17 protein-coding genes are annotated in these 22,208 nt (G+C 65.3%); 6 read left to right on the top strand and 11 right to left on the bottom strand.

Going from position 1 to position 22,208, the window contains the following annotated elements; genetic code table 11:
- Positions 1 to 18 precede the first annotated feature (18 nt).
- The 7 genes from C9424_RS03995 to C9424_RS03965 all read right to left on the bottom strand — a co-directional run bounded on the left by C9424_RS03995 (position 19) and on the right by C9424_RS03965 (position 8,426).
- Positions 19 to 888: a sugar phosphate isomerase/epimerase family protein gene (locus C9424_RS03995; protein WP_237563276.1), complete on the bottom strand. Its 870-nt coding sequence runs from the start codon at positions 886 to 888 to the stop codon at positions 19 to 21.
- A 101-nt stretch (positions 889 to 989) separates the two neighbouring features.
- Positions 990 to 1,865 (bottom strand): ATP-binding cassette domain-containing protein, encoded by an 876-nt coding sequence (locus C9424_RS03990; protein ID WP_116765620.1) that lies wholly within the window; start codon positions 1,863 to 1,865, stop codon positions 990 to 992.
- Positions 1,862 to 3,733, bottom strand: coding sequence for a dipeptide/oligopeptide/nickel ABC transporter permease/ATP-binding protein (locus C9424_RS03985; protein WP_116765619.1), 1,872 nt, complete (start codon positions 3,731 to 3,733; stop codon positions 1,862 to 1,864). Before C9424_RS03985 ends, C9424_RS03990 begins: the two co-directional genes overlap by 4 nt.
- Positions 3,730 to 4,671: an ABC transporter permease gene (locus C9424_RS03980; protein WP_116765618.1), complete on the bottom strand. Its 942-nt coding sequence runs from the start codon at positions 4,669 to 4,671 to the stop codon at positions 3,730 to 3,732. The genes C9424_RS03985 and C9424_RS03980 overlap by 4 nt, the downstream gene beginning before the upstream one ends.
- A gap of 6 nt (positions 4,672 to 4,677) precedes the next feature.
- Positions 4,678 to 6,207, bottom strand: a complete 1,530-nt coding sequence (locus C9424_RS03975) for an ABC transporter substrate-binding protein (protein ID WP_116765617.1) — start codon at positions 6,205 to 6,207, stop codon at positions 4,678 to 4,680.
- A gap of 288 nt (positions 6,208 to 6,495) precedes the next feature.
- On the bottom strand, positions 6,496 to 7,503 hold the full coding sequence (locus C9424_RS03970; RefSeq protein WP_116765616.1) for a Gfo/Idh/MocA family protein: 1,008 nt from the start codon (positions 7,501 to 7,503) through the stop codon (positions 6,496 to 6,498).
- Between the two features lie 71 nt (positions 7,504 to 7,574).
- Complete coding sequence (locus tag C9424_RS03965; protein ID WP_116765615.1) at positions 7,575 to 8,426, bottom strand: sugar phosphate isomerase/epimerase family protein; 852 nt, start codon at positions 8,424 to 8,426, stop codon at positions 7,575 to 7,577.
- Between the two features lie 300 nt (positions 8,427 to 8,726).
- Between C9424_RS03965 and C9424_RS03960 the strand changes: the two genes are divergently transcribed.
- Entirely contained in the window at positions 8,727 to 9,749 is a 1,023-nt protein-coding gene (locus tag C9424_RS03960; RefSeq protein ID WP_116765614.1) for a LacI family DNA-binding transcriptional regulator, read from the top strand.
- Positions 9,750 to 9,982: 233 nt separating this feature from the next.
- Positions 9,983 to 10,804, top strand: coding sequence for an ammonia-dependent NAD(+) synthetase (gene nadE / locus C9424_RS03955; protein ID WP_116765613.1), 822 nt, complete (start codon positions 9,983 to 9,985; stop codon positions 10,802 to 10,804).
- Positions 10,805 to 10,884: 80 nt separating this feature from the next.
- On the opposite strand, the gene C9424_RS03950 is transcribed toward nadE, so the two are convergent.
- Positions 10,885 to 11,850 (bottom strand): plastocyanin/azurin family copper-binding protein, encoded by a 966-nt coding sequence (locus C9424_RS03950; RefSeq protein WP_202615759.1) that lies wholly within the window; start codon positions 11,848 to 11,850, stop codon positions 10,885 to 10,887.
- 333 nt (positions 11,851 to 12,183) lie between these two features.
- Positions 12,184 to 12,960, bottom strand: a complete 777-nt coding sequence (locus C9424_RS03945) for an IclR family transcriptional regulator (protein WP_116765611.1) — start codon at positions 12,958 to 12,960, stop codon at positions 12,184 to 12,186.
- A 201-nt stretch (positions 12,961 to 13,161) separates the two neighbouring features.
- Between C9424_RS03945 and C9424_RS03940 the strand changes: the two genes are divergently transcribed.
- The 4 genes from C9424_RS03940 (at position 13,162) to C9424_RS03925 (ending at position 18,861) form a co-directional block, all read left to right on the top strand.
- Positions 13,162 to 13,902, top strand: coding sequence for a CoA transferase subunit A (locus C9424_RS03940; protein WP_116765610.1), 741 nt, complete (start codon positions 13,162 to 13,164; stop codon positions 13,900 to 13,902).
- Between the two features lie 33 nt (positions 13,903 to 13,935).
- Positions 13,936 to 14,646 (top strand): CoA transferase subunit B, encoded by a 711-nt coding sequence (locus tag C9424_RS03935; protein ID WP_116765609.1) that lies wholly within the window; start codon positions 13,936 to 13,938, stop codon positions 14,644 to 14,646.
- Positions 14,643 to 15,839 carry an acetyl-CoA acetyltransferase gene (locus C9424_RS03930; protein ID WP_116765608.1) on the top strand — a complete coding sequence of 399 codons (1,197 nt, stop codon included), beginning with the start codon at positions 14,643 to 14,645 and terminating at the stop codon, positions 15,837 to 15,839. The genes C9424_RS03935 and C9424_RS03930 overlap by 4 nt, the downstream gene beginning before the upstream one ends.
- Before the next feature lie 211 nt (positions 15,840 to 16,050).
- Positions 16,051 to 18,861, top strand: coding sequence for a LuxR C-terminal-related transcriptional regulator (locus C9424_RS03925; protein ID WP_161958192.1), 2,811 nt, complete (start codon positions 16,051 to 16,053; stop codon positions 18,859 to 18,861).
- A gap of 11 nt (positions 18,862 to 18,872) precedes the next feature.
- On the opposite strand, the gene C9424_RS03920 is transcribed toward C9424_RS03925, so the two are convergent.
- Both C9424_RS03920 and C9424_RS03915 read right to left on the bottom strand, forming a co-directional pair.
- Positions 18,873 to 19,694 (bottom strand): hypothetical protein, encoded by an 822-nt coding sequence (locus C9424_RS03920; RefSeq protein ID WP_133247474.1) that lies wholly within the window; start codon positions 19,692 to 19,694, stop codon positions 18,873 to 18,875.
- 123 nt (positions 19,695 to 19,817) lie between these two features.
- On the bottom strand, positions 19,818 to 22,160 hold the full coding sequence (locus tag C9424_RS03915) for a hydantoinase B/oxoprolinase family protein (protein ID WP_116765605.1): 2,343 nt from the start codon (positions 22,158 to 22,160) through the stop codon (positions 19,818 to 19,820).
- Between the last annotated feature and the right edge of the window lie 48 nt (positions 22,161 to 22,208).

Here is a 22,208-nt window from a genome sequence, read left to right as displayed (position 1 = left end):
GTGGGGGTTCTCCCTAATCTAGAAAAGGTTCGAGTGGCCCATGGCCACGAGGTTGTCGTAGGAGGTCTGCAGCGCGTCCCACACCGTGCGCCCATAGAGTTCGTCCTGCTCCACGAGCAGGTAACGGGCGCCGGCGGCCTGCGCGGCCGGGATGATGGCGGGGAAATCCAGGTTGCCCTCGCCCACTTCGGCGAACTGGACCACGTCCTTGAAATCGGCCATGAAGCCCTTGAAGTCCCCGGTTTCCAGGAAGCCAAAGGCGCGCTCGGGCAGCTGGCCGATCCGGTAATCCTTCAGGTGCACCATGGCCGTGCGGCCGGCGTACTTTTCCAAGGTGCGGACCGGGTCCAGGCCGCCGCGCTGGACCCAGTGGACATCGATTTCCAGGCCCATGGCCGGTGAGTTGGCGGCGATGATGTCCAGCATGTAGGTGCCGTCAAACTTCGCGAACTCGATGTGGTGGTTGTGGTAGTACAGGCCGATCCCGTGCCCGGCCAGTCGCTCAGCGTATTCGTTGGCCTGCTTGGCAAAGTCCACCACGGCGCCGATCGACTTCATGGCCGGGAACGGCAGCATGCCGATCCGCAGGAGCTTGGCGTCAAGACGCTGTGCGTCCTCGACAATCTTGTCGAAGTGGTCCTTCAGGGAATCGGCGGCCATGCCCTTGGGGGTTTCCATGGCCACCGAGAGGGCGGCCACGTCCATGCCGAGCTCGGTCTGCGCGCGGTCCAGTTCCGCCACGTTCTCCGGCGTCATGGGGATCTGGGAGACCTCGACGGCGTTGTAGCCGATTGCGTTGACCTTCCGGAGCGTCTCGAACGCCCCGAGTTCGGCAAAGCTGTCCTTCAGCATCATCGCCTGCACGCCAATTCTGGCTGTTGTTGTCACGCCTGTTCCTCCATTGCCCGCCGGATCCTCGAAGAGAATCCGGCCGTTGTGTTCGTTTGCTGTTGTGTCCGTTTGCTGTGGTCTTTGCCTGAAGCAGCCCCTCAGGCGGGGACGCCCGCTTGTTCGTGCTGCATCCGCTGCGCTTCGAGCAGGCGGTGCCGGTCCGCGCGGCGCTGTTCCTGGCGGTCCGGGTCCGGGACCGGGGACGCGAGCAGCAGCCGCTGGGTGTAGGGGTGGTCGGGGTCGGTGGTGACGACGCCGGCCGGGCCTTGTTCGACGATCTCGCCGTGGTACATCACGGCGACGCGGTGGCTGATGTGCCGGACGACGTCGAGGTCGTGCGAGACGAAGAGGTAGGACACGCCGGTGTCCTTCTGGATCTGCAGGAACAGGTCCAGCACCCGGGCCTGGGTGGAGAGGTCCAGCGCGCTGACGGGCTCATCGCAGACAATCAGCTTCGGCGAGAGTGCCAGGGCCCGGGCGATCGCCACACGCTGGCGCTGCCCGCCGCTGAATTCGCGCGGCAGCCGGTTGATGGCATCGGAGGGCAGGCCCACCTGGTCCAGGAGTTCCTTCACGCGCTTCTTGGCCTGCGCGGCTTCCATGCCCTGCACGCCCAGTGGTTCGGCGAGGATGTCGCCGATTTCCAGTGCGGGGTTCAGCGAGGTGTACGGATCCTGGAAGACCACCTGTAGCTCCCGGCTCAGGACCCGCCGGTCCTTGCGGGTGGCGTGGCTGATGTCCTTGCCTTCGAAGCTGATCTTCCCGGCGGTCACCGGGGCCAGCCCCAGGATGGCGCGGCCCAGGGTGGTCTTGCCGGACCCGGACTCCCCCACCAGTCCCAGGGTTTCGCCCCGGCCGATGGAGATGTTGATGTCCGTCAGGGCGCGGAAGGGCTTGGCCCGGAACTTCTTGCTGGGGTACTCCACCACGAGCTGCTCTACGGTGAGCAGCGGCGCGTTCTCCATGGTGCTCATGCGACGGGCTCCTTCTGCAGGGTGGAAACGAGCGTGGACATGGGTTCCTTGCCTTCGAGCATCGACGCCAAGAGCGTTTGTGTATAGGGTTCCTGCGGATTGCGGAGGATGTCGCGGACGGATCCTTCCTCCACGAGCCGGCCGTTCTGCATGACGGCCACGCGGTCGCAGAGGTCCGCCACCACACCGAAGTTGTGGGTCACCAGGATGACGCCGATGTTCAGGCGCTGCTGGAGTTCGCGCAGCAGGTCCAGGACGTCCGCCTGCACCGTGACATCCAGGGCCGTGGTGGGCTCATCGGCGATCACGAGGTCCGGTTCGCAGCTGATGGCTCCGGCGATCAGCACGCGCTGGGCCATGCCCCCCGAGACTTCGTGCGGGTAGGCGTTGAAGGTCCGGTCCGGGTTGGCGATGCCGACGTCCGTGAGCAGTTTCAGGGCCCGTTTCCTGGCCTCGGCCTTGGAGATCCCGAGGACGCGCACCATGGGCGTCACCAGCTGGTAGCCGATGGTGAAGGCAGGGTCCAGGTTGCTCATGGGCTCCTGTGGAATGTAGGAAATCCGTTTGCCGCGCAGCTTGGACAGCCGCTCCTGGCTGACCCGTTCATCGCCCGGGGCAACGGTGTAGTTGCCGTCGAACTGGATGGAGCCGCCCACAATGCGGGCGTTGTCCGGCAGCAGCCCCAGGATGGAGAAGGCGGTCTGGGACTTGCCCGAGCCCGATTCGCCCACAATCCCCAGGATCTCGCCGCGGTCCACGTGGAAGGAGACGTCGTCAACGACTTTCTTGATGGAACCGTCTGCCTGGGGATACCCGACGCCGAGATTGGTCACCTTGACCAGGTGGTGCTCGGTTCCGGCGACGACGGTGGCTACCGGCTTCCGGGACGTCCGCACGGCGGCGGGTGCCGCCGTCGTACCTTCCGGCGCGGCCTTCTTCTTGCGGTGGTTGATCTTCTCGCCGTCTTCCAGGGCGTCGCGGAGGGCGTTGCCGAGCAGAACCAGGCCGCCGATGGTCAGCGCCATGGCGAGTGCCGGCCAGAAGAGCAGGGTCGGGTTCAGGTAGACGTTCTTGAAGCCCTCGGAGAGCATGACGCCCCAGGTCGCCTTGGTGGGGTCGCCAAGGCCCAAGAACTCCAGGCCGGACTGGATGGCGATGGCCACGCCGGCAATCGCCGCGGTCTGGATGATGATGGGGGCCCGGACCACGGAGAAGATGTGGCGGGCGATGATGCTGAGGTCCGACAGCCCGGAGACCCGTGCGGCGTCAACATAGAGCTCGTTGCGCACCGACTGCACGGCCGTGCGGGTCAGCCGGAAATAGGACGGGCTGATCAGGACGCCGAAGGCGATCATGGACATCCACACCGAGGGGCCGAAGGCAGCACGGATGGTCAGTAGGACGATGAGGCCGGGAAGACTCATGAGGATGCCGACCACCCAGTTGGAGGCTGCCTCGAACTTCCCGGCGTAGTAGCCGGCGATCAGGCCGGCCGGCAGGCCGATGGCAATGGCCACGCCCGCGCAGAGCAGGGCGGAAAGCAGCGTCAGCTGCGCGCCAAACAGAAGCCGGCTCCAGACATCGCGCCCGGCGCTGTCCGTTCCGAGAATGTTCACGGAGTCCGGAGCGGCGAGGGTCTTGGCAATATTGGCGTAGTTCTGGTCAAAGGGCGCCAGGACCGGCGCCAGAATGGCCAGGACCGCGATCACCGTCAGGATCGCGATGGCAGCGATCCCCAGCGGGTTCCTGAACAGGCGGCGAATGACGGTGGAGCGGACGACTGTGCCGCTCTGACCTGTGCCGCTCTGCACCGGCGACGCGGCCGGTACGGGGGCGGCGGCAGCCGCAGTTTCTAAAGAATCGCTCATGACGCACGCACCTTCGGGTTGAGCCAGCCATTAAGAATGTCCACCAGCAGGTTCACCACGATGACGACGACCACCGTGTACATCACGACGCCCATCACCACCGGAAGATCCGACTGGCCGGTGGCGGCGACCGCCAGCGGGCCCATGCCGGGCAGGGCGAAGATCTGCTCAATGATCACGACGCCACCCAGCATGCCGATCAGCTGGAGGCTCAGCACAGTGAGTCCGGCGGGGGCGGCACTGCGCAGGACGTGCTTGAAGAGAATCTCGCGTTCGCTGATGCCCCGGCTGCGCAGGGTGCGGACGTAGTCCCGCTCGAGTTGTTTGATGACGGCGCTGCGGATCTGCTGCGCGCCTCCGGTGACGCCGTTGATCAGCAAGGCGATCACGGGAAGCGCCATGGAATAGACCCACGCGTCGGGTCCGGAGTCAGGCGAGATGGTGCTGGTGGCCGGGAAGAGGCCCAGCTGGATGGCCAGGAGGGTGACCAGGATGACGCCGATCACGAACCCCGGAACGGAGTCGCCGATGATGGCGCCAACCTGGACCACCCGGTCCACCCAGCCGCGCTTGACGGCAGCAAGGACGCCAATGAGGGCGGCGCAGATTGCGATCAGGATCATTGCGGCGAAGACCATGGTCATGGTCACCGGGATCCGGCTGGCCAGGGAGTTGGCCACCGGTTCCGAGCTGAACCAGGAGGCTCCGAGGTTTCCGCTCAAGGCATCGGTCACCCAGGCGAGGTAGCGGGCCACCAGGGGCTGGTCCAGTCCGAGCTCGTGTTCTTTCATCGCCACCTGCTCAGCGGTGGCCTGGTCACCCAGGATGTTCCTGGCGATGCTCCCGCTGGAGATGTACAGCAGGAAGAAGGTGAGCGCCGAGACAACACCCAGCACCACCAGCCCGCTGCCCAGCCTTTTCGCAATGAACCTGATCATGGCGTCCTACTTGGCGGGTGAGTAGTTGTAGATGGACGGAACGGCCTGCTGGATCTGCGGGGTGACGTTCACCTTGGCGTTGTGGTAGTACATCTGGTTGACCCGGAACAGCGGCGCGAACCACGCCTGCTCCACCACATACTTGTTGACGTCCTGGGCCAGCTTCCCGACATCGGCGCCGCCGTTGCGCACGGCGTCAATCTTGGAGTCGAGCTCCGGCGTCGCGTTCTTGAACGGGTTGTAGAGCCCCTTGGTGGAGACGATCTGGTTGATGGCAACCGTCGGCTCACCCTGGAAGAGCGAGAAGTACATGGTGGTGAACTTCTGGGAAGCCACATCGGACGTGAAGGTGTTGGTCAGCGCGGCGCCCACCTTGAGGGTGATGCCCACGTCTGCCAGCTGCTGCTGGACGACGGAAATCTGGGTTTCGAACCCGGGGACGCTCGGGACTTCCAGGGTGACGCCGTTTTCGTAGCCGGCGTCCTTCAGGAGCTGCTTGGCCTTGGCGGGATCGTAGGTGTAGTAGTTCTCCAGCGCCGGGGTCCAGGCCCCGCTGGCCTTGCCAAACGGCTGCGAGGTCGGCGTGCCCTGTCCCAGCATGACCTGGTCCAAGATGGTCTTGCGGTCGAAGGCGTAGTTGATGGCCTGGCGGACCCTGACGTCCTTCAGCGCCGGGTTCTTGGCACCGTCACGGTCCATCAGGAGCAGCCCCTGCCAGTCAACCTCGTTGGCGGCCAGCTGCATCTTGGCGCCCTCGGCCTGCTTGCCGGTCTTGGGGTCCAGGAGGGTGGCGTCCACCTGGCCGGAGACCAGGGCGTTGGTGCGGGCGGTGAGATCGGTCAGGATCTTGAAGGTCAGCTTGGAGTACTTCTGCAGATCCTTGTTCCAGTAATCCTTGCGTGCCGTGAAGACCGTCTGGGAATCCTTGACGGACGCGGCCTTGTCCATCACGTAAGGTCCGGAGCCGACCGGTTCGGTCTTGATGCCCTCGGTGCCGAGCGCCTTGGGGCTGCCCATCAGGCCGGCGGCCTGGCTGAGGAAGTATTCCAGGGCCGGGTCCGGGGTAGTGAGGTTGATGTCAATGGTGTCGGCGTCCACAACCGTCACATCCTGAACGGAGGACAGCTGCGCCATCTGCGGGCCGTTGGCCGTCTTGAAGTGGTCGATGTTGGCCTTGGCGGCCTCGGCGTCGAACCTGGCGCCGTCGCTGAAGGTGACGTCCGTGCGCAGGTCCACCGTCAGTTTGGTGTTGGTCGCGTTGTATTTCCAGTCCGTCGCCAGCATGGGGCTGAGCTTTCCGTCCGGTTCCCGCAGGATCAGCGTGTCATAGACCGCCTGGTACGGCTGGAGAAGGTGGCCCACGTGCGCCTGGGCGGGATCCCAGGACCGGACGTCCTGGATGGTGCCCAGCGTCAGGGACGTGGCGGGGGTGCCGGCGGCCGCGCCGCCGGCCGCAGCGCCGCCGCCACAGGCTGTGAGCGCGAGGGACGCGCTGAGGATGAGGGCAGCTGCTGCTGCCTTGGGACCGAACTTCATTGTTGGCTCCTATCGCTTGACGAGGTCCGTGTCACCGGACGCTTGCAGCGGCACTGTGGCCTGGGCCACAGTGCCGCTTGTGGGTTCAGCGTACGTTGGGTTGCCATATCTGGCAACCGGTTGTCATGAATTTTCGGCTTTGTTGCTTTACCACGCGTTTGAAGGCGCAGCACGACGGCGGAATGGCGCCACTCAGGGGCACGCCGGGGCGCTCCGGAGCACTTGGGGACCGGCGCTTCCTGGTACGGAGCCCGCGGCCCGTGCCGGGGCGCTCCGGGCGCCCTCTGCTTAGGAGACCTTGGCCTCGGAGCCGGGGTAGGACTGCCGGTACAGTTCCTTCACGATCCGCAGCGACTTCGCCCCTTCGGCGGCGTCAATCCAGAACGGGCCCGGTTGCGCCAACCCGGCATAGAAGTCCGCGATCAGCAAGGCATGCGAGACGCCCCAGTAGGAGCGCCCGCCCGAGCCGATGGCGCGTTCGCGCACCACCTCGCTGCGCCCGTCGTCGTACGTCACCGTCAGGTCACCGCGCAGGCTCAGTGCTGCCGTTTCGGTGCTGATGTCCAGGGTGACGGGTGCGTTGACCGCGTTGGCGAGGGTGGCATAGAAGACGCTGCGCGCGCCGTTGCTGTGGAGGGCTGCGAACTCTGCCGTGTCCTCCACCTCGATGGCTTCCGCGAGGGCGCGGGTCGAGGCGCTGCCGGAGAGCGACACGATGTCGCCCACCAGCCATTGCAGCAGGTCAACGGTGTGGATGGCCTGGTTCATCATGAGGCCTCCGCCGCCACCGCCCCAGCTTCCGCGCCAGGGCCGGCTGAGGTAGTAGTCGGCGTCACGGTGCCACATGACGGTGGCCGAGGCCCCCAGCACGCTGCCCAGCCCACCGGAGTCCAGCAGCCGCCGCATTTCCTGCACCGGGGCGTTGTAGCGGTTTTGGAAGCACAGGCCAATCCGGGCCGTGCTTTCCGCGGCAGCGGCCAGTAGCCGCTCGCCCTCGGCCAGGGTGTGCGCCAGGGGTTTTTCGAGCACCACGTGGATGCCGCGGCGCAGGCAGTCGATGGCGATCGCAGCATGCTCGTGATGCGGGGTGGTGATGTGCACGACGTCCGGGGCGGCCGCCTCCAGCATGTCGCGGTAGTCCTCGAACGCCGGGACCCCGTGAGCCGCCTGCGCCGTGGCGCGGCGCTCCGGATCCGTGTCGCAGACGGCCACCAGATCGGCGTCGTCCATCCCGGCAAGCGCGTCAAAGTGAACGATCGACACGTCGCCGCAGCCGATGATTGCCGCCTTTGGCATCCGTAGCTCCCTCATTCGTCTAGTGCTTCATCCATTGGCTGATTCATTCGTTGGGTGCTGCTGCGCTCCTGCTAGATGAGGTCGATGTGGTTTGTCGCGGCCAGCCCGGCGAAGGCGCGCGCCGCGGAACCGAAGGCAACCGGGCCGGAGAATCCGCCCAGTTCATGGGCGCTGGCCAGGTGCGGCTCCAAGGAGGCGAAACCGCGGTAGCCGTCGGCTTTCAGGGCCGCGACGGTTTCCTTCAATTCGCCGTCGCCCTCCCCGGCCGGGACCACTTCGCCGGTTCCCGCCAGCGCATCTTTGACTTGGAAGTATTCCAGGTAGGGGCGCAGCATGGCGTAGCCGTCTGTGAACGGCTTGACGCCGACCTGGACGAAGTTCGCGTTGTCCCAGGCGAGGCGCAGGGACGGCGAATCGACGGACTTCATGATGTCCAGCACCCGCTCGGGCGTATCGCCGTAAATGCCCTTTTCGTTCTCATGCAGAAGCACGACGCCGGCCTCCGCGGCGAGCGCCGCCAGCGCCGCCATGCGGGTCATCACGTCCTCGCGGATCTCTTCCTGGCTCTGTCCCTCGGCCCGGTAGAAGGAGAAGATGCGGATGTACTTGGTCTCCAGCGTCTTGGCGGCCTCAATGATCCGGCGCAGCCGCTGCACTTCATGCTCAACCGGAAGGGACACCTCCACCTTGCCGATGGGGCTGGCGACGGCGGAGACCTTCAGGCCCTTGGCGTCCAGAACCGCTTTGAGTTCGACGAGCTGCTCCGCCGAAAGCTCGGAAACGTTGGTTCCCCAGGCGCTGCGCACCTCAATGTGCTTGGCGCCGATCGCCAACAGCACTGCCGCCTGGACCTCGGGATTGGGGTCAACCTCGTCGCCAAAGCCGGAGAGGGTGAAGCTGGTTGATGCTGACGCTGTTGTCAATTTGGGCTCCCGATTCAAGTGCCCCGCCACCGGGGCAGGGTGAGTCAGTTCACAGTGATGGTCTCGATGCGAGTCTAACCGGACTGCCAATTCTTGACAACCGATTGCCAAACGTTTGCAACTGTGCCATTCTTTGTTCACGGTGCCCCTGTAGCACGGCTCACTCGGCACGGTTACCCAGCAACGCGCGCCGTGATCCGCGCCTGGTGGTTTCCGGCAGATTTCCTTGTGTGCTCAAAAACCTAATGCGCGGAAACCCGAACATCACTGCCCAGAGACACTTGCTCAGAGAGGAGCCCCGTGTCGACGCATCCGGACCAGGCCGAGCGGCCCGCAACCATCCATGACATTGCAGCGCTCTGCGGCGTGGCGGCCTCCACCGTTTCCCGGGCGCTCTCGACGCCGGAACGGGTCAACGTACGGACCCGCGCGCGGATCGAGGAAGCGGCCGCCATGCTCAACTACACACCCAACAGCCAGGCCAAGGCACTCAGTTCCGGCCGCACCGGCGCCGTAGGGGTCCTGGTGCCCGACATCACCAACCCCTTCTACTTCGATCTCATCCGCGGCACGCAGCTCCAGCTCAAGGCAGCCGGATACACCCAGCTGCTGGTGGACACGGAGGAATCCGATGAGGTGGAAGCCAGCGCCATGGAGCAGCTCCGCAAGGGTGCCGACGGAATCATCGTGGCCGCCTCCCGGCTCAGCGACGAGGTCCTCCTGGCGGCGGCGGCGAAGATCCCGGTGGTTGCGGTCAACCGCGACGTTCCCGGGGTGCCCGCAGTCATCATCGACACCCCCTCCGCGACCAGCCAGGCACTGGACCACCTGATCTCGCTGGGGCACACCCGGGTGGCCTATGTGGCAGGTCCCGTGTCGTCGCAGTCCAGCGAACGGCGGTGGACGGCCCTGTCCGAGGCGGCCGAGGCGCGCGGCGTGGAGGCCCATCGGCTCGGGCCCTTCGCCCCGACAACACAGTCCGGCGCCGCCGCCGCGGACGCCGCCGTGCACAGCCGGGTCAGCGCCTGCATCGCTTTCAACGACCTCATTGCCATCGGGATGCTCCAGCGGCTGCGCGAGCGCGGGATCCGCGTCCCGGAGGACATGAGCATTGTGGGCTGCGACGACATCTTCGGCGCGGACTTCTGCAATCCGCCGCTGACCACCATGGCCTCCCCCATCGAGCAGGCCGGCCGGGTGGCCGTGTCCATGCTGCTGGCCCGGTTGAATCCCCTGGCCGGCGGAGCACGACGCAGCCGCTCGGTCATGCCCACCCACTTGACGGTGCGCGGTTCCACCGGCCCGGCTCCGCAGGATCGATAGGCAAGGCCGGCGATCGACGGCGCCGGAGCCGCACGGCATTCGTGGTTTTCGCGCCGGTTCCGGACGCGTGCACCGATTCCGGCAGTGCGCACCGGGGATCCGCGTGGCGGTTGTCCGAAAGCGCAGCGGCGGTCCGGCAAAGCCGCGCAATTCCGACCCCGGTGCGGCGCCTGACCCGCCGTCCCGGCTGCAACAGTTGAGCGTGGTTGACACCGCTGACTAGGCTGTGAGGCATGCGTGAACTCCAGGCGAAGATCATCGAAGAAATGGGCGTGCAGCCCCGGATCGACCCGGCCGGGGAGGTGCGCAAACGCGTGACGTTCCTGAAGGAATACCTGACGGCAACCCACACCAAGGGGTTTGTCCTGGGCATCTCGGGCGGCCTGGACTCCTCCCTGGCCGGGCGGCTGGCCCAGCTGGCGGTCGAGGAGCTTGAGGCCGAGGGCGTCGAGGCGAATTTCGTGGCCGTCCGGCTCCCCTACGGCGTCCAGCACGACGAGGACGACGCCCAGGCGGCCCTGGACTTCGTGCGCGCCAAGACCGAATGGACGTTCAATATTTCGGCTGCGGTGGACGGCTTCGAGGACGAGTTCGAGAAGACGGTCGGCACCGGGATTTCCGACTTCCACAAGGGCAACACCAAGGCCCGGACCCGGATGATCGCCCAGTATGCCCTGGCCGGCGAGCACAATTACCTTGTGATCGGCACGGACCACGGTGCAGAATCCGTCACCGGATTCTTCACCAAGTACGGCGACGGCGGCGCCGACATCCTGCCGCTGTTCGGGCTCAACAAGCGCCAGAACCGCGCGCTGCTGGCCGAACTCGGCGCGCCGGCCCGCATCTGGGAAAAAATCCCGACGGCGGACCTTCTGGACGGGACGCCAGGCCGCACGGATGAGGATGAACTCGGCCTGAGCTACGACCTGATCGATGACTACCTCGAGGGCCGCGGAGTGCCGGAGGCCGTTGCCGAGCGGATCGAGGGGATGTACCTGCGGACCCGCCACAAGCGCACGGTTCCGGTCACGATTTTCGATACCTGGTGGAAATAGCCGGTACCCCCGAAGGGCTGATGCGGCGCCGGCAGGCACCTGCCGGCGCCGCAGTATCCGGTCTGCCTTAGTCCGGCCCCCTACTTCCGGACTTCGACGGTGCCCACCATGCCCATGAAGTCATGCAGGGCGCAGATGTACTTGAACTCGCCGGCCGAATGGAAGGTCACAGTGAAGTGGCTGCCTGGCGGCATCAGCCCGGAGCTCAGGTCCCCGCCGGTGAAGTGGCCGGGGTCGCCGAGCGGCGCGAAGATGTTGGCCGGTTCCTTGCCGAACGTGACGGTGTGCGGGGCTCCCATGCCGTTGTTCACGAATGTCACGCTTTCACCGACCTTGATGCTGATTTCCTGGTGCACAAACCGCATGACCATGGAGGTCCCGTTGTCCGTGCCGGCGATGACCGTGTTGTTGCTGGCTTGGTCGCGGGCCGCGTCCCAGGACTGGCGTCCGTCGCGCAGGATGCGCTGTTCCTGTTTCTTGGCGTGGCGGTCGTACTGCGACTGCGTGTACGGGTAGTCAGTTCCTGCGTCCCGGACATGGACCATGCCTTTCATGGCCATCCCGTGCACCAAGCAGTAGTACGTGAATTCACCAGTGTGCGGGAATTTCAGTGTGTACTTCGCGGCTTCCTTAAAACCGCTATTGGACACGTTGGACATGACTCCGGAGCTGAAATAGGACTGCCCGTCGTAGACGTTGCTGCCCTGTTTAGAGATCTCTTGCGGATCCGTGGGGTTGAACGGCTGTGTGGATTCCAGTGATTGGCCGGCGGCCAGGAACGTGACGGTGTGGATCTCGGCGGAGTTGGCCTTCCACGTCACCTTGTCGCCGGCGTTGATGTAAATATGCTCGGGCAGGAATGCCATGCCTTGAATCGCCTGGTCTTCGGATTCGGACCCGACCTGCACGGTCCACGTTCTTGACGGCTTGCTGCCGGTCGCCTGGGCGGCGCCGCTGAGTGCCAGAGGCAGCACCAGTGCCATCCCGGCAGCTATCAGGAGGCGCACAAGGCGCGGCATTGCATGTATTGCGGGGTGAGGAGCCATACGACTCACTCCTTTGGGGGAATTCCAGATGTACGGCCGGGGACCGGCCTGGTGTTCGTTTCACGGCCGACGTCGACCACGGCGCCGGCCGGCGCCGGCGGAGGGCGCGTCCGCCGGACCGTTCCTCCCCGGGGACCCCGTGGCGGGGTCGGGGAGTACGGCCGCCGGACCGTGCCCGCTGGCCGGGCACTGGCGATCATATCGGTGCGGGTAACCTCAGCTCACAGAGCGGCAGCTGAAGTCTCCGGATGCAGTTATCATCGTGCTCCGCGGCCCCTGTTTTGTCGAGGCGTCCGGGCCGGCCCACAAAGCATAGCGACACTCCGGTGGGTCCTAGCGGGTGCCTTGCAGCTGCGTCGAAATGCGGTGGGCCTCGTCCATGAGCAGCCGCCCAAGCTGCGGGCGACGGTCTTCCCGGAAGCGCGGCTCGATGCCCGTCAGGGAGAGGGCCCAGGCGGGGCGGCCCCGCTGGTCGAAGACCGCCGCGCCCATCCCCCAGCTTCCTTCCAGGATCAGCCCCGGGTTGACCGCATAGCCGGCCTGCCGCGTGGCTTCGAGGTTCTCACGGACAAGCGCTTCCGTGTGCCCGGCCGCGAAACTGCCCGCGTGGGCTGGCCAATCCGAGAGCAGTTCCTCCTGCTCTTCCGCCGGCAGGAACGCCATGATGGCGGTGCCCGCGGAGGCGACGCCGAGCGGAAACCGCACACCCTCGTGCAGCACGAAGGACCGGACCGGGAAACTTCCCTCCTCCCGGAGCAGGCAGACCGTTTCGTTGCCGCGGCGGATGGAAAAGAAGGCGCTCTCGCCAGTCTCCTCGGCGAGGCGGCGGAGGCTGGGCCGGGCGATGTCCTCAAGCGGGAAACGGGCCGAGGCCACGGACCCCAGCAGCAAGATCTCCGGACCCAGCACCCAGTTGCCGCCCTGCGGGTCCTGGTCCAGCAGGCCCTCGGACGCCAGAGACGAAAGCAGCCGGTGCACGGTGGGCCGGGTGAGCCCGGACTCCCTGACGAGTTCCACGAGCGGGGAGCCTTCCGGTTTTCGTCCGACTATGCGCAGCAGCGACGCGACGCGGCTGACGACTTGTGCGCCCTGGACAGGTAATGAAGACATGTTCTTTCCTCGGATTTCGCGTTAGACCCACTCAATCTATCCATATTGTGGACGCTCACCAGTGTACCGTCCATACTGTAAAAACGGCATGGATGAGGCCAAAATCGTCCATTGACAGCCGTCATTTCTGCACCGTAGGCTCCAACAGCAGAGGAACGGTCCACAAAGTGGATCGCGTCAGGAGCTCAATGAGGAGATGCGATGTCAAAGGTGAAATCCGGAGCGGCCGCCGCGCTGCAGGACGTACTGCGGGACGGCATGACGCTCGCCGTCGGAGGCTTTGGCCTCAGCGGCATCCCGGCTGACCTGATCGAGGCGGTGCGCGATTCGGGCGTCAAAAACCTCACCGTGGTGTCCAACAACATGGGCGTGGACGGCAAGGGCCTCGGCATCCTGATCGAAGCCGGACAGGTCCGCAAGGTGATCGCCTCCTACGTCGGGGAAAACAAACTGTTCGCCGAGCAGTACCTGGCCGGCAAACTGGAGGTGGAGTTCACCCCGCAGGGCACACTTGCGGAGCGCCTCCGTGCCGGCGGCGCCGGGATCCCGGCCTTCTACACGAAGACCGGCGTGGGCACCCTCGTCGCCGAGGGCAAGCCGCTCGCCGAGTTCGACGGCGAAACGTTTGTTCAGGAACGCGCCATCAAGGCCGATGTCGCCCTGGTGCACGCGCACACCGCCGACACCGACGGCAACCTGATCTACCGCTACACCGCGCAGAACTTCAACCCCGTGGTGGCCACGGCCGGCGCCGTGACTGTCGCCGAAGCCGAGGTGATCGTGGAGCCCGGCCAGCTGGACCCGAACCACATCGTCACCCCAGGCGTGTTCGTCCAGCGCCTCGTCCAGGCCAGCGCCCGCGTCAAGGACATCGAACAGCGGACCGTCCGTCCCCGCACTGTAGCTGCCGAAACCGCCGAAGCCACATCCGTGCCGGCCTAAGCGCCGCCCCCTACTTTCTTCAGGAGAATCATCATGGCTTGGACCCGGAATGAAATGGCTGCCATCGCGGCCGAAGAATTGAACGACGGCGACTACGTCAACCTCGGCATCGGCATCCCCACGCTGGTGGCCAACAACCTGCCCGACGGCGTCCGCGTTGTCCTGCAGAGCGAGAACGGGCTGCTCGGCATGGGCCCGTTCCCCTATGAGGGCGAGGAAGACGCGGACCTCATCAACGCCGGCAAGCAGACCGTCACCGTCCTGCCCGGCGGCAGCATCTTCGACTCCGCCACATCCTTTGGCATGATCCGGGGCGGCCACGTCAAGGTCGCGATCCTGGGCGCCATGCAAGTCTCCGGGAACGGCGACCTCGCCAACTGGACCATCCCCGGCAAGATGGTCAAGGGCATGGGCGGCGCCATGGACCTCGTCGCCGGCACCCCGCGCGTCGTGGTCCTCACGGAGCACAACGCCAAGGACGGCACCGCGAAGATCGTCAAGGAATGCACCCTGCCGCTCACCGGGCTCAGTTGCGTGGACCGCATCATCAGCGACCTCGCGGTGTTTGACCTTGTGAAGAATGAACAAGAAACAGGCGGCGGGCGGCGGCTCACGCTCACCCGCCTCGCCCCCGGCGTCACGGTGGAAGAAATTCGCGCGAAGACCGAAGCCGACTTCGACGTCGCGCCCGAAGCACTTGAAGTAACCGAAGAGACAACAGCATTCGAAGGAGCCACGGCATGAGCCTCAAAGACCAGTTCGGCAAGGACGTCCTGCTCACCGGCTGGGGCCACAGCCGCTTCGGCAAACTCACCGACGAGACCCTCGAGTCCCTCATCGTCCAGGTCGCCACCGAGGCGATCGGCAACGCCGGGATCGAGCCCGGCCAGATCGACGAGATCTACCTGGGCCAGTTCAACTCAGGCATGATGCCGCTGGCCTTCCCGTCCTCGCTGGCACTCCAGGTCTCGGACCAGCTCGCCAACGTCCCCTCCACCAGGGTTGAGAACGCCTGTGCCTCCGGCTCGGCCGCGTTCCAGCAAGGCACCAAGTCCCTTCTGGCCGGCACCGCCAAGACCGTCCTGGTGATCGGGGCCGAAAAGATGACCCAGGCCGGGGCCGACGTCGTGGGCGCGGCCCTGCTCGGCGCCGACTACGACATGGCCGGCAAGACCTCCACTACCGGGTTCACCGGACTCTTCGCCGAGGTCGCCAAGCACTACGAGAAGCGCTACGGGGACGGCAACGGAAAGCTCGGCGACGTCCTGGGCACCATCGCAGCCAAGAACCACCGCAACGGCGTGGACAACCCCTACGCCCAGCTCCGCAAGGACCTCGGCGAGGAGTTCTGCCGCACCGTCTCGGACAAGAACCCGATGGTGGCCGATCCGTTGCGGCGCACCGACTGCTCCCCCGTGTCCGACGGCGCCGCCGCCGTCGTCCTCAGCGTTGCCCCGACCGGGGGCGCCACCGCGCCGGTGCGGCTCGCCGGGTTCGGCCAGGCCAACGACTTCTTCCCGGCCGAGCGCCGGGACGCCACCGAATTCGCCGCCACGCGGGTCTCCTGGCAGCGCGCCCTGAGGATGGCCGGTGTCGGCCTGGAGGACCTCGACTTCGCGGAAGTCCACGACTGCTTCACCATCGCCGAGCTGTTGATGTACGAGGCCATGGGACTGACCGAACGCGGCCAGGGCGCCCGGGCCCTCGAGGAAGGCTGGGTCTTCAAGGACGGCAAGCTTCCCGTCAACGTCTCGGGCGGCCTCAAGGCCAAGGGCCACCCGGTCGGCGCCACCGGCGTCTCGCAGCACGTCATCGCCGCCATGCAGCTCACCGGCACGGCCGGCGCCATGCAGTTGGCCAGCCCGCGTCGGGCCGCGGTGCAGAACATGGGCGGGGTCGGCATCGCCAACTACGTCAGCGTCCTCGAAGCCGTCTAAGAAGAACAAACGCGGGGTCAGATACAGCCCATTCCTCATGGCTGGATGGACCACATCTGACCCCGCGTTGCTTGTGGTGGGGGCGCCGGGGGCAGGAATCCGCGGGAAGGGGCGGCCGCTGGTCACCGCTGTCTTTGATGCCGCGGTTCCCATAGGATTTCAGAGGGCTAAATGCATTCCCGGCGACCGCCGGACCACAAGGAGGTGGCGGATGCCGACAGGACCACCCAGTGCGTCAAGCAAGTTCCGCGCGCCCGAGCCTGTTGGCCAGTGGGTTCACCGTGCGCGGCTGACCGAGATGCTCCACTCGGACCGGAAACGGCGGCTCGCGTTGATCCACGCCCCGGCCGGTTTTGGCAAGTCGACCCTTGCCGCCCAATGGATGGAAAGCCTCGCGTCCCAGGGGCTCGTCACCGTCTGGTTGTCCTTGGACCGGGACGACAACAACACCATCTGGTTCCTTTCCCATCTGCTCCAGGCAATCCGCAAAGCCCGGCCCGGACTCGAGGAGGAGCTGCAGCAATTGCTGGAGGAGCGCCCCGACGATGCTGAGCAATACGTGGTTCCCGCCCTCATCAACGCCATCGATGAGGGCGGCGAGGACATCGTCATCACGCTGGATGACTGGCATCTGGTCACGGAGCCCAGAACCAGGGCGGTAGTGGAACGGCTGCTCGATGCCGGCGGCTCACATCTGTCCTTCATCATCACCAGCCGCACCCGCTCAGGCCTGCCACTGGGCCGGCTTATGGTGCGGGACCAGCTGCTCGAAGTGGACGCGGTCGCACTGAGGTTCGATGAAAACGAATCCCAGGACTTCCTGGTCGGCATCAACCGGCTCGATCTGGATGCGGGAGACGTGGCCAGCCTCCACCGGACGACTGAGGGCTGGATCGCCGCGCTGCAACTGGTCTCCCTGTCGCTCAGGGACCACCGCGAGGCCTCAGAACTGATCGAACGACTCTCCGGCAGGCACGCCTCGATCGGTGAATATCTGGCCGAAAACGTCCTCGACACCCTCGACCCCGAAACGCTGGATTTCCTGCTGACGACGTCGGTTCCGGAACGGCTGTGCGCGGGGCTGGCGTCCGCCCTCTCGGGAGTCGAACTGGGCCAGGCGATGCTGGAGAAGATCCAGGCGCAGGATCTTTTCCTGCAGCCCCTCGACGAGGACGGCACGTGGTACCGCTATCACCACCTGTTTGAGGACTACCTGCGCCGACGTCTGGAGCGGGATTACCCGGGCCGGACCAAGGAACTGAACCTGATCGCTGCCCGCTGGTATTCGGAAAACGGATTCCCCAGCGACGCGGTGGACCATGCCCTCGCCGCCGGGGACGTTGAGCTCGCGGTGGAGATCGTCGAATTCCGCGCCATGTGGCTAGTGGAACACTCCAGCATGTCGACCCTGTTGGCTCTCGTCGGCAAGATCCCGGCTGACCATGTGGCCGGGCAAGCCCGGCTCCAGACGGCGATAGCCTGGGCCCATACCCTGCTTCACCAATCCGCAGCGGCGCAGAGTGCCTTGGACCGGGCTGAAGCCGTGATGCCCGCCGATGCGACCCTGACCGAACACGACCGCTTTGAACTGGGCGTCGAAGGGCTCGTTGTGCAGAGCTGCATCGACATGTATGGCGACAGAGTAAACCACGTGGATGAACTGGACGAGAAGTGCTTCGCCCAGGCGGATCTGCTCCGGCCCTGGATCGTGTCGGTGGCAGCGAACGTCTCCACGTTCAAGAAGATCCACAACGGCGATTACCCTCTCGCTTTGGAACAACAGCGCTGGGCCGCGAAGTTCCACGGTCTCACCTCGGGGCCCTTCAGTGGCGTGTACGGACAGTGTTTCGCGGGGCTTGCCGCCTACGCCCTGCTCGATCTGGACAGCGTGGACCAGCATTTCACCGCGGCTGTGGAACTCGGCCGGCGCAAGGCCGGGCGATACTCGCACGCGGCCCGGCTGGCGGGAGCAATGATGGGCCAGCTCCTCTATGAACGCGGCGAACTCGACAAGGCCGAGAAGTTACTGGAGGAAACCCGCGAGCTGGGCTCCGAAGGCGGGGTGGTTGACTTCATGTTGTCCACATACGGGACGCTGGCAAGAATAAAAGCACTTCGGGGGGACACTCCGCGGGCCCGGGAAATACTCGATGAAGGCGATCTGGTGGCCGACAACCTCGGCCTGGACCGGCTCAAATTGGTCATGAATCTGGAACGCGTGCAGTTGGGAATCAGCCCCCGGACCATCGACGCCGAACCCCACAATGCCGTGCTGGGCGCGGCAGTTGCCCAAGAAGCGGCGGACACTACCGGGCCACGGCTGGAAGGGCTGGCCGAGGCCAGGCACCAGATCCAGCTGGCCACGCAGCTGCGGTCCGCCATGGCTGACGCCGAGCACGAGGGACCGGCCTCCCCCAGGCAACTGGCCACGGTGGAAGGCGCCCGCCGCCTGCTGTCACGGGCCGCAGCCTATTTGGGGCCGAGGGCGGAGCTAAATGCCCGTATCCTGCTGGCGGCCGCCCTGGAACAGGCGGGGAACCGTGAGGAAGCCGAAACGACGCTCTGGCCTGCACTCGAGACGTGTTGCCGGCTGGGCCTGGTCCGTCCCGTCCTCGATGGCGGCTCAGGCTGCCTGGATCTGGTGCGCGCCACCTCGGCCAGGCTGCGGCGGGAGCCCGGCCCGGAGGTGGGGAGCCACGAGTTACCGCGTTTCCTCAGTATCCTCATCCGGCTGGATTCCCAGGCCAAGACGAACCGTGATGCCCGGTGGTCTGCAGAGGCCGTCTCTCCCCCCACGGGCGCGGGCTCCACCGTTCCGGAACCGGGCTTGTCGCAGCGCGAACAGATGATCCTGCGTCTTGTCGAGAAGGAAAGGTCCAACCGCGAAATCGCCCAGGAGCTGCATCTGGGCATCAACACCGTCAAGTGGTATCTCAAGAGCCTGTTCAACACTCTCGGCGTCAGTGACCGAAGGGCCTGCGTCATAGAGGCCCGACGGCGGCATCTGCTCCCGCCGGAGTAACCCGACGTCAGTTACCCCAGGGTTTCCAGTCTGGCCAGCACGTCCTCCGGCGATGCGGCGCTGGGGATCTCGCCCAGGTAGAAGTCCACGGCCGGGAGTTCCGCTTCCGACCCCAGCCAGAACCCTGCAGGAATATAGGCGCCAACCGCGGCGTCCCCGTGCAGACGCGGCTGATCGTCGTCGAGCTGCCCCAGCGTCCAACGGTAGTTGCCGGCCAGATTGGCAATCGGAGTGTAGGTCTCCAGCGGAACGTGCACGCCGCGGGAGGCACCGGCAGAGGTTCGGTTGTCCAGCAAAAGTCCCGCGACGGGCAGCCCCGCGAACGCCCGCAGCCAGTCGCTGACATACATGGAGGCATTCTCGGCGTTGTCGGCGTCGAGGGCGCTGGTATCGTCCGCGCCCGAAAAGTGGTGCGTGTCCGTGAGCCACATCATCGGCGACGGGATGCGAAGCACCACAGGCTGGCGGGCTGTCTTGGCGAACACGGTAACGAAGTCCAGCACCGCCCGGTTGAGGTCCTCGTCGCCCAGCAAAGTCCTCAGCGCGAACCCTGTCCGGGATCTGGCCGCCATGCCGGTCTCAAGCCTGGTGTTGCCGGCGGTCAAATGACCGTACAGCCGGTCCAGGTCTAGGAGCGCCACGTCCGGCCGGAGCAGCCCCTGTGCCTGGGCGAAGAAAGCCGCATACGCCGTGGCGTTGTCCCACGGGACGGGCCGGCCACGAAGAATCACGGAAGCTGCGTACTCGTGGTGGTCGAACACCATGGCTTTCGGCCGCCCCGACGGAGGGGAGGCAACAACGTTGGCGAGGGTGGTGGCGGTGGAAGTGGTCATGACGTCTTTCTCCATACTTTGGCTGATATAGGCCTTCAGCGCCGCACCGTCCTGGCTGGGGAGGATGCGGCGCTGAAGGCTTCTGGGGTTGCTGTGTCGCAGCCCGGGACGTGCCGTAACGGGCTAGGACTTACGGTGGACAACTTCCCCGTGCTTCTGCTCGAGCTCGCGGATTCGGTCCTCCAGGGCGCTGATCTTCACTTCCCTGCGGTCCGGAAGCATGATCAGCGGCAGCTTGTCGATGGTCGCCTTGACCCGTTCCGGTCCGTTATTCGTGAAGTGCGTGGCGGTGAGCTCCTCCGTGTCGTCGCCCCAGGACCCGTAGTAGAGCAGGTCCTTCGGGGGCTCGGTTTTCACGTAGCCCTCAAGGAACTCCTTGTACGGCTTGCCGCGGGCGATCCGGGCCTGCCGTGAGTCGTGGCGCAGCCGGGTGGTTGCCTCCTGGTCCACCACGAACGTTTCAGGATCCCAGACGACGCCGTAGATGCTGGTGGCGACCTTCGGTGAAATGCGGCCGAGTTCCAGATCCTTGGCCACTGCTTCCGGATCACGTTCCAGAACGTCGCCGTACCCGCCGCCGGAGCCTTGGGCGATCATGTACATCTCGCCGTCCTTGGCGACGTCGAACTGCAGCCCCATATGGGAAGTGGTGTATTTACCGCCCTCGTAGGGCTGCTCGTTCATGATCCGCTCCATGGACAAATCGAATTTGCTGGAGTCCTTGCGGATGACGTCGTAGATGTTGATGCCCTTCACCATGGCCAGCGGTGTCGTGCTGCAGCCGTAGCCGCCGAACATTCCCGTGACGGACGAGAACTTGGATCCCGAGGTAACGGTCATGAAGCCCCACATCGGCGTTCCCTCGGCGGCGACGATCATCTCATAGCCCATGCCGCCGCTGTTCTTGCCGAAGCCCTGGTTGTCGCGGACGATCCGCTTGCTGACCAGCTGCATGAAAGGAACTTCCTCTTCCATGACTTCCTGTTCGGCAGTGTCAGCCATGGCACAGAACAGCGGTGAGACAGCGTCTTCACCGTCACGGAATGCCTTGGCACCGCCACCCATGCCGTTGAGGTCGGCACACAGGTTTCCTACCTGGTCGCCGTGCTGGGTCAGGCCTCCCCACAGGAAGGTGTTGATCTGGTTGAACCACGGAGCCAGGACATTGGAGAACTTCTCCGGGTTGGAGAACTGCATCTTGGCGAAAGCTGTTTGCAGGGCCGAGAATCCGCGGAACGACGCCTGCAGCGATTGCCCCATCGGAGCATCGTAACCAGCGTCTGCCCACGTGTGTTCATCCGAGATGATGTCGATAGGAGACATCGCCGAGGTGCAGCGGGGCAGGTCAGGCCACCAGAACGCCAGGATTGCCTGCATCATCATCGATTTGACCGAGCACAGCGGGGAGTTAATGGCCCGGTTGAGGATTTCGGGACCCGTGCCCCTCAGGTCCACCGTCATTTTGTCACCCTTGACCGTCACCTTGCAGGCGAACTTGATCAGGATGTTCTCCTTGAGCGTGGAGTCCATGAACTGGTTAAAGGACACGGTCCCGTCCGGCAGTTCACTGATGCGACGCTTGACTTCCTGCTCCACGTCTTCAACGGTGACCCGCAGGGCAGCGACGAAGGTCTCCACTCCCACTTCGTCGATGATGCTGTCGACGCGTTCCTGGATGCGCTGGACGGCGCCGATCTTGACCTTGAGGTCAGCCAGTTGCAGCTTGGGGTCGCGAACCGAGTGCTGCAGGAATGTCAGCAGGTCCCGGCGCAGATCGCCCTTCTCAACGATCTTGAAGGGGGACATCCGGAGTCCGTCGTCGAACGGGGTCTCGGAACCTGACGGCATTCCGCCGGGCTCGCAGGCCCCGTTCTCGCCTTCGTGGATGGTCGCGGCGACCCAGGCAATGATCTTTCCCTCGCGGAAGATCGGCATGATCATGGACTGGTCCGTGTTGTGGACGTTTCCGTACCGGGCATCATTGTGGATGAACCCATCGCCGGGGTTGATCCCCACCGTCGGCTCGTCCTTCCAATACTTCATGATGTAGCGGATCGGGTGATGCAGGATCGCCGAGAACGCGATCACGCCATGACAGGACAGGTAGGTGACATCCCCTTCGGCGGTGTAGATCGCCGTCGTCAGGTCCCCCCATTTGGCGCCGGGAGCGGCACCCATGGCCTCGCACATTTCGTAGCCCTCATCCAGGGCGCCGGCCAGACGCTTGCGGATGCGATCCACCTTGATGGGGTCCACGCCCTTGGAGATGCACTCTTCCTCGTAGGCGGAGCGGGAAGTGATCTGGTGGCTTCGCATGATGGCCGGGTCCGGGCCGAGAAAGAGGGTTGTTTCGTCCATGAATTGGTCCACCCACTGCTGCTCCTGGGCAGTCAGCGGCTGGGAAGCGTCGTCGGCTGTGTCTCCGGCTTCGCCGGTCGTGCTGGGTTCATTTGCTGTAAGCGTCATTGCTGTCGAGCTCCTTCAATGGGATTAGCTGGAAGGCCTGGATGGGAT

Origin of the sequence: Arthrobacter sp. H-02-3 (assembly GCF_003097355.1) — a bacterium.
GTDB classification, from domain to species: Bacteria; Actinomycetota; Actinomycetes; order Actinomycetales; family Micrococcaceae; genus Arthrobacter; species Arthrobacter humicola.
The sequence above is the reverse complement of the archived record's forward strand: the minus strand, read 5'-3'. Positions and strand labels throughout refer to the sequence as shown.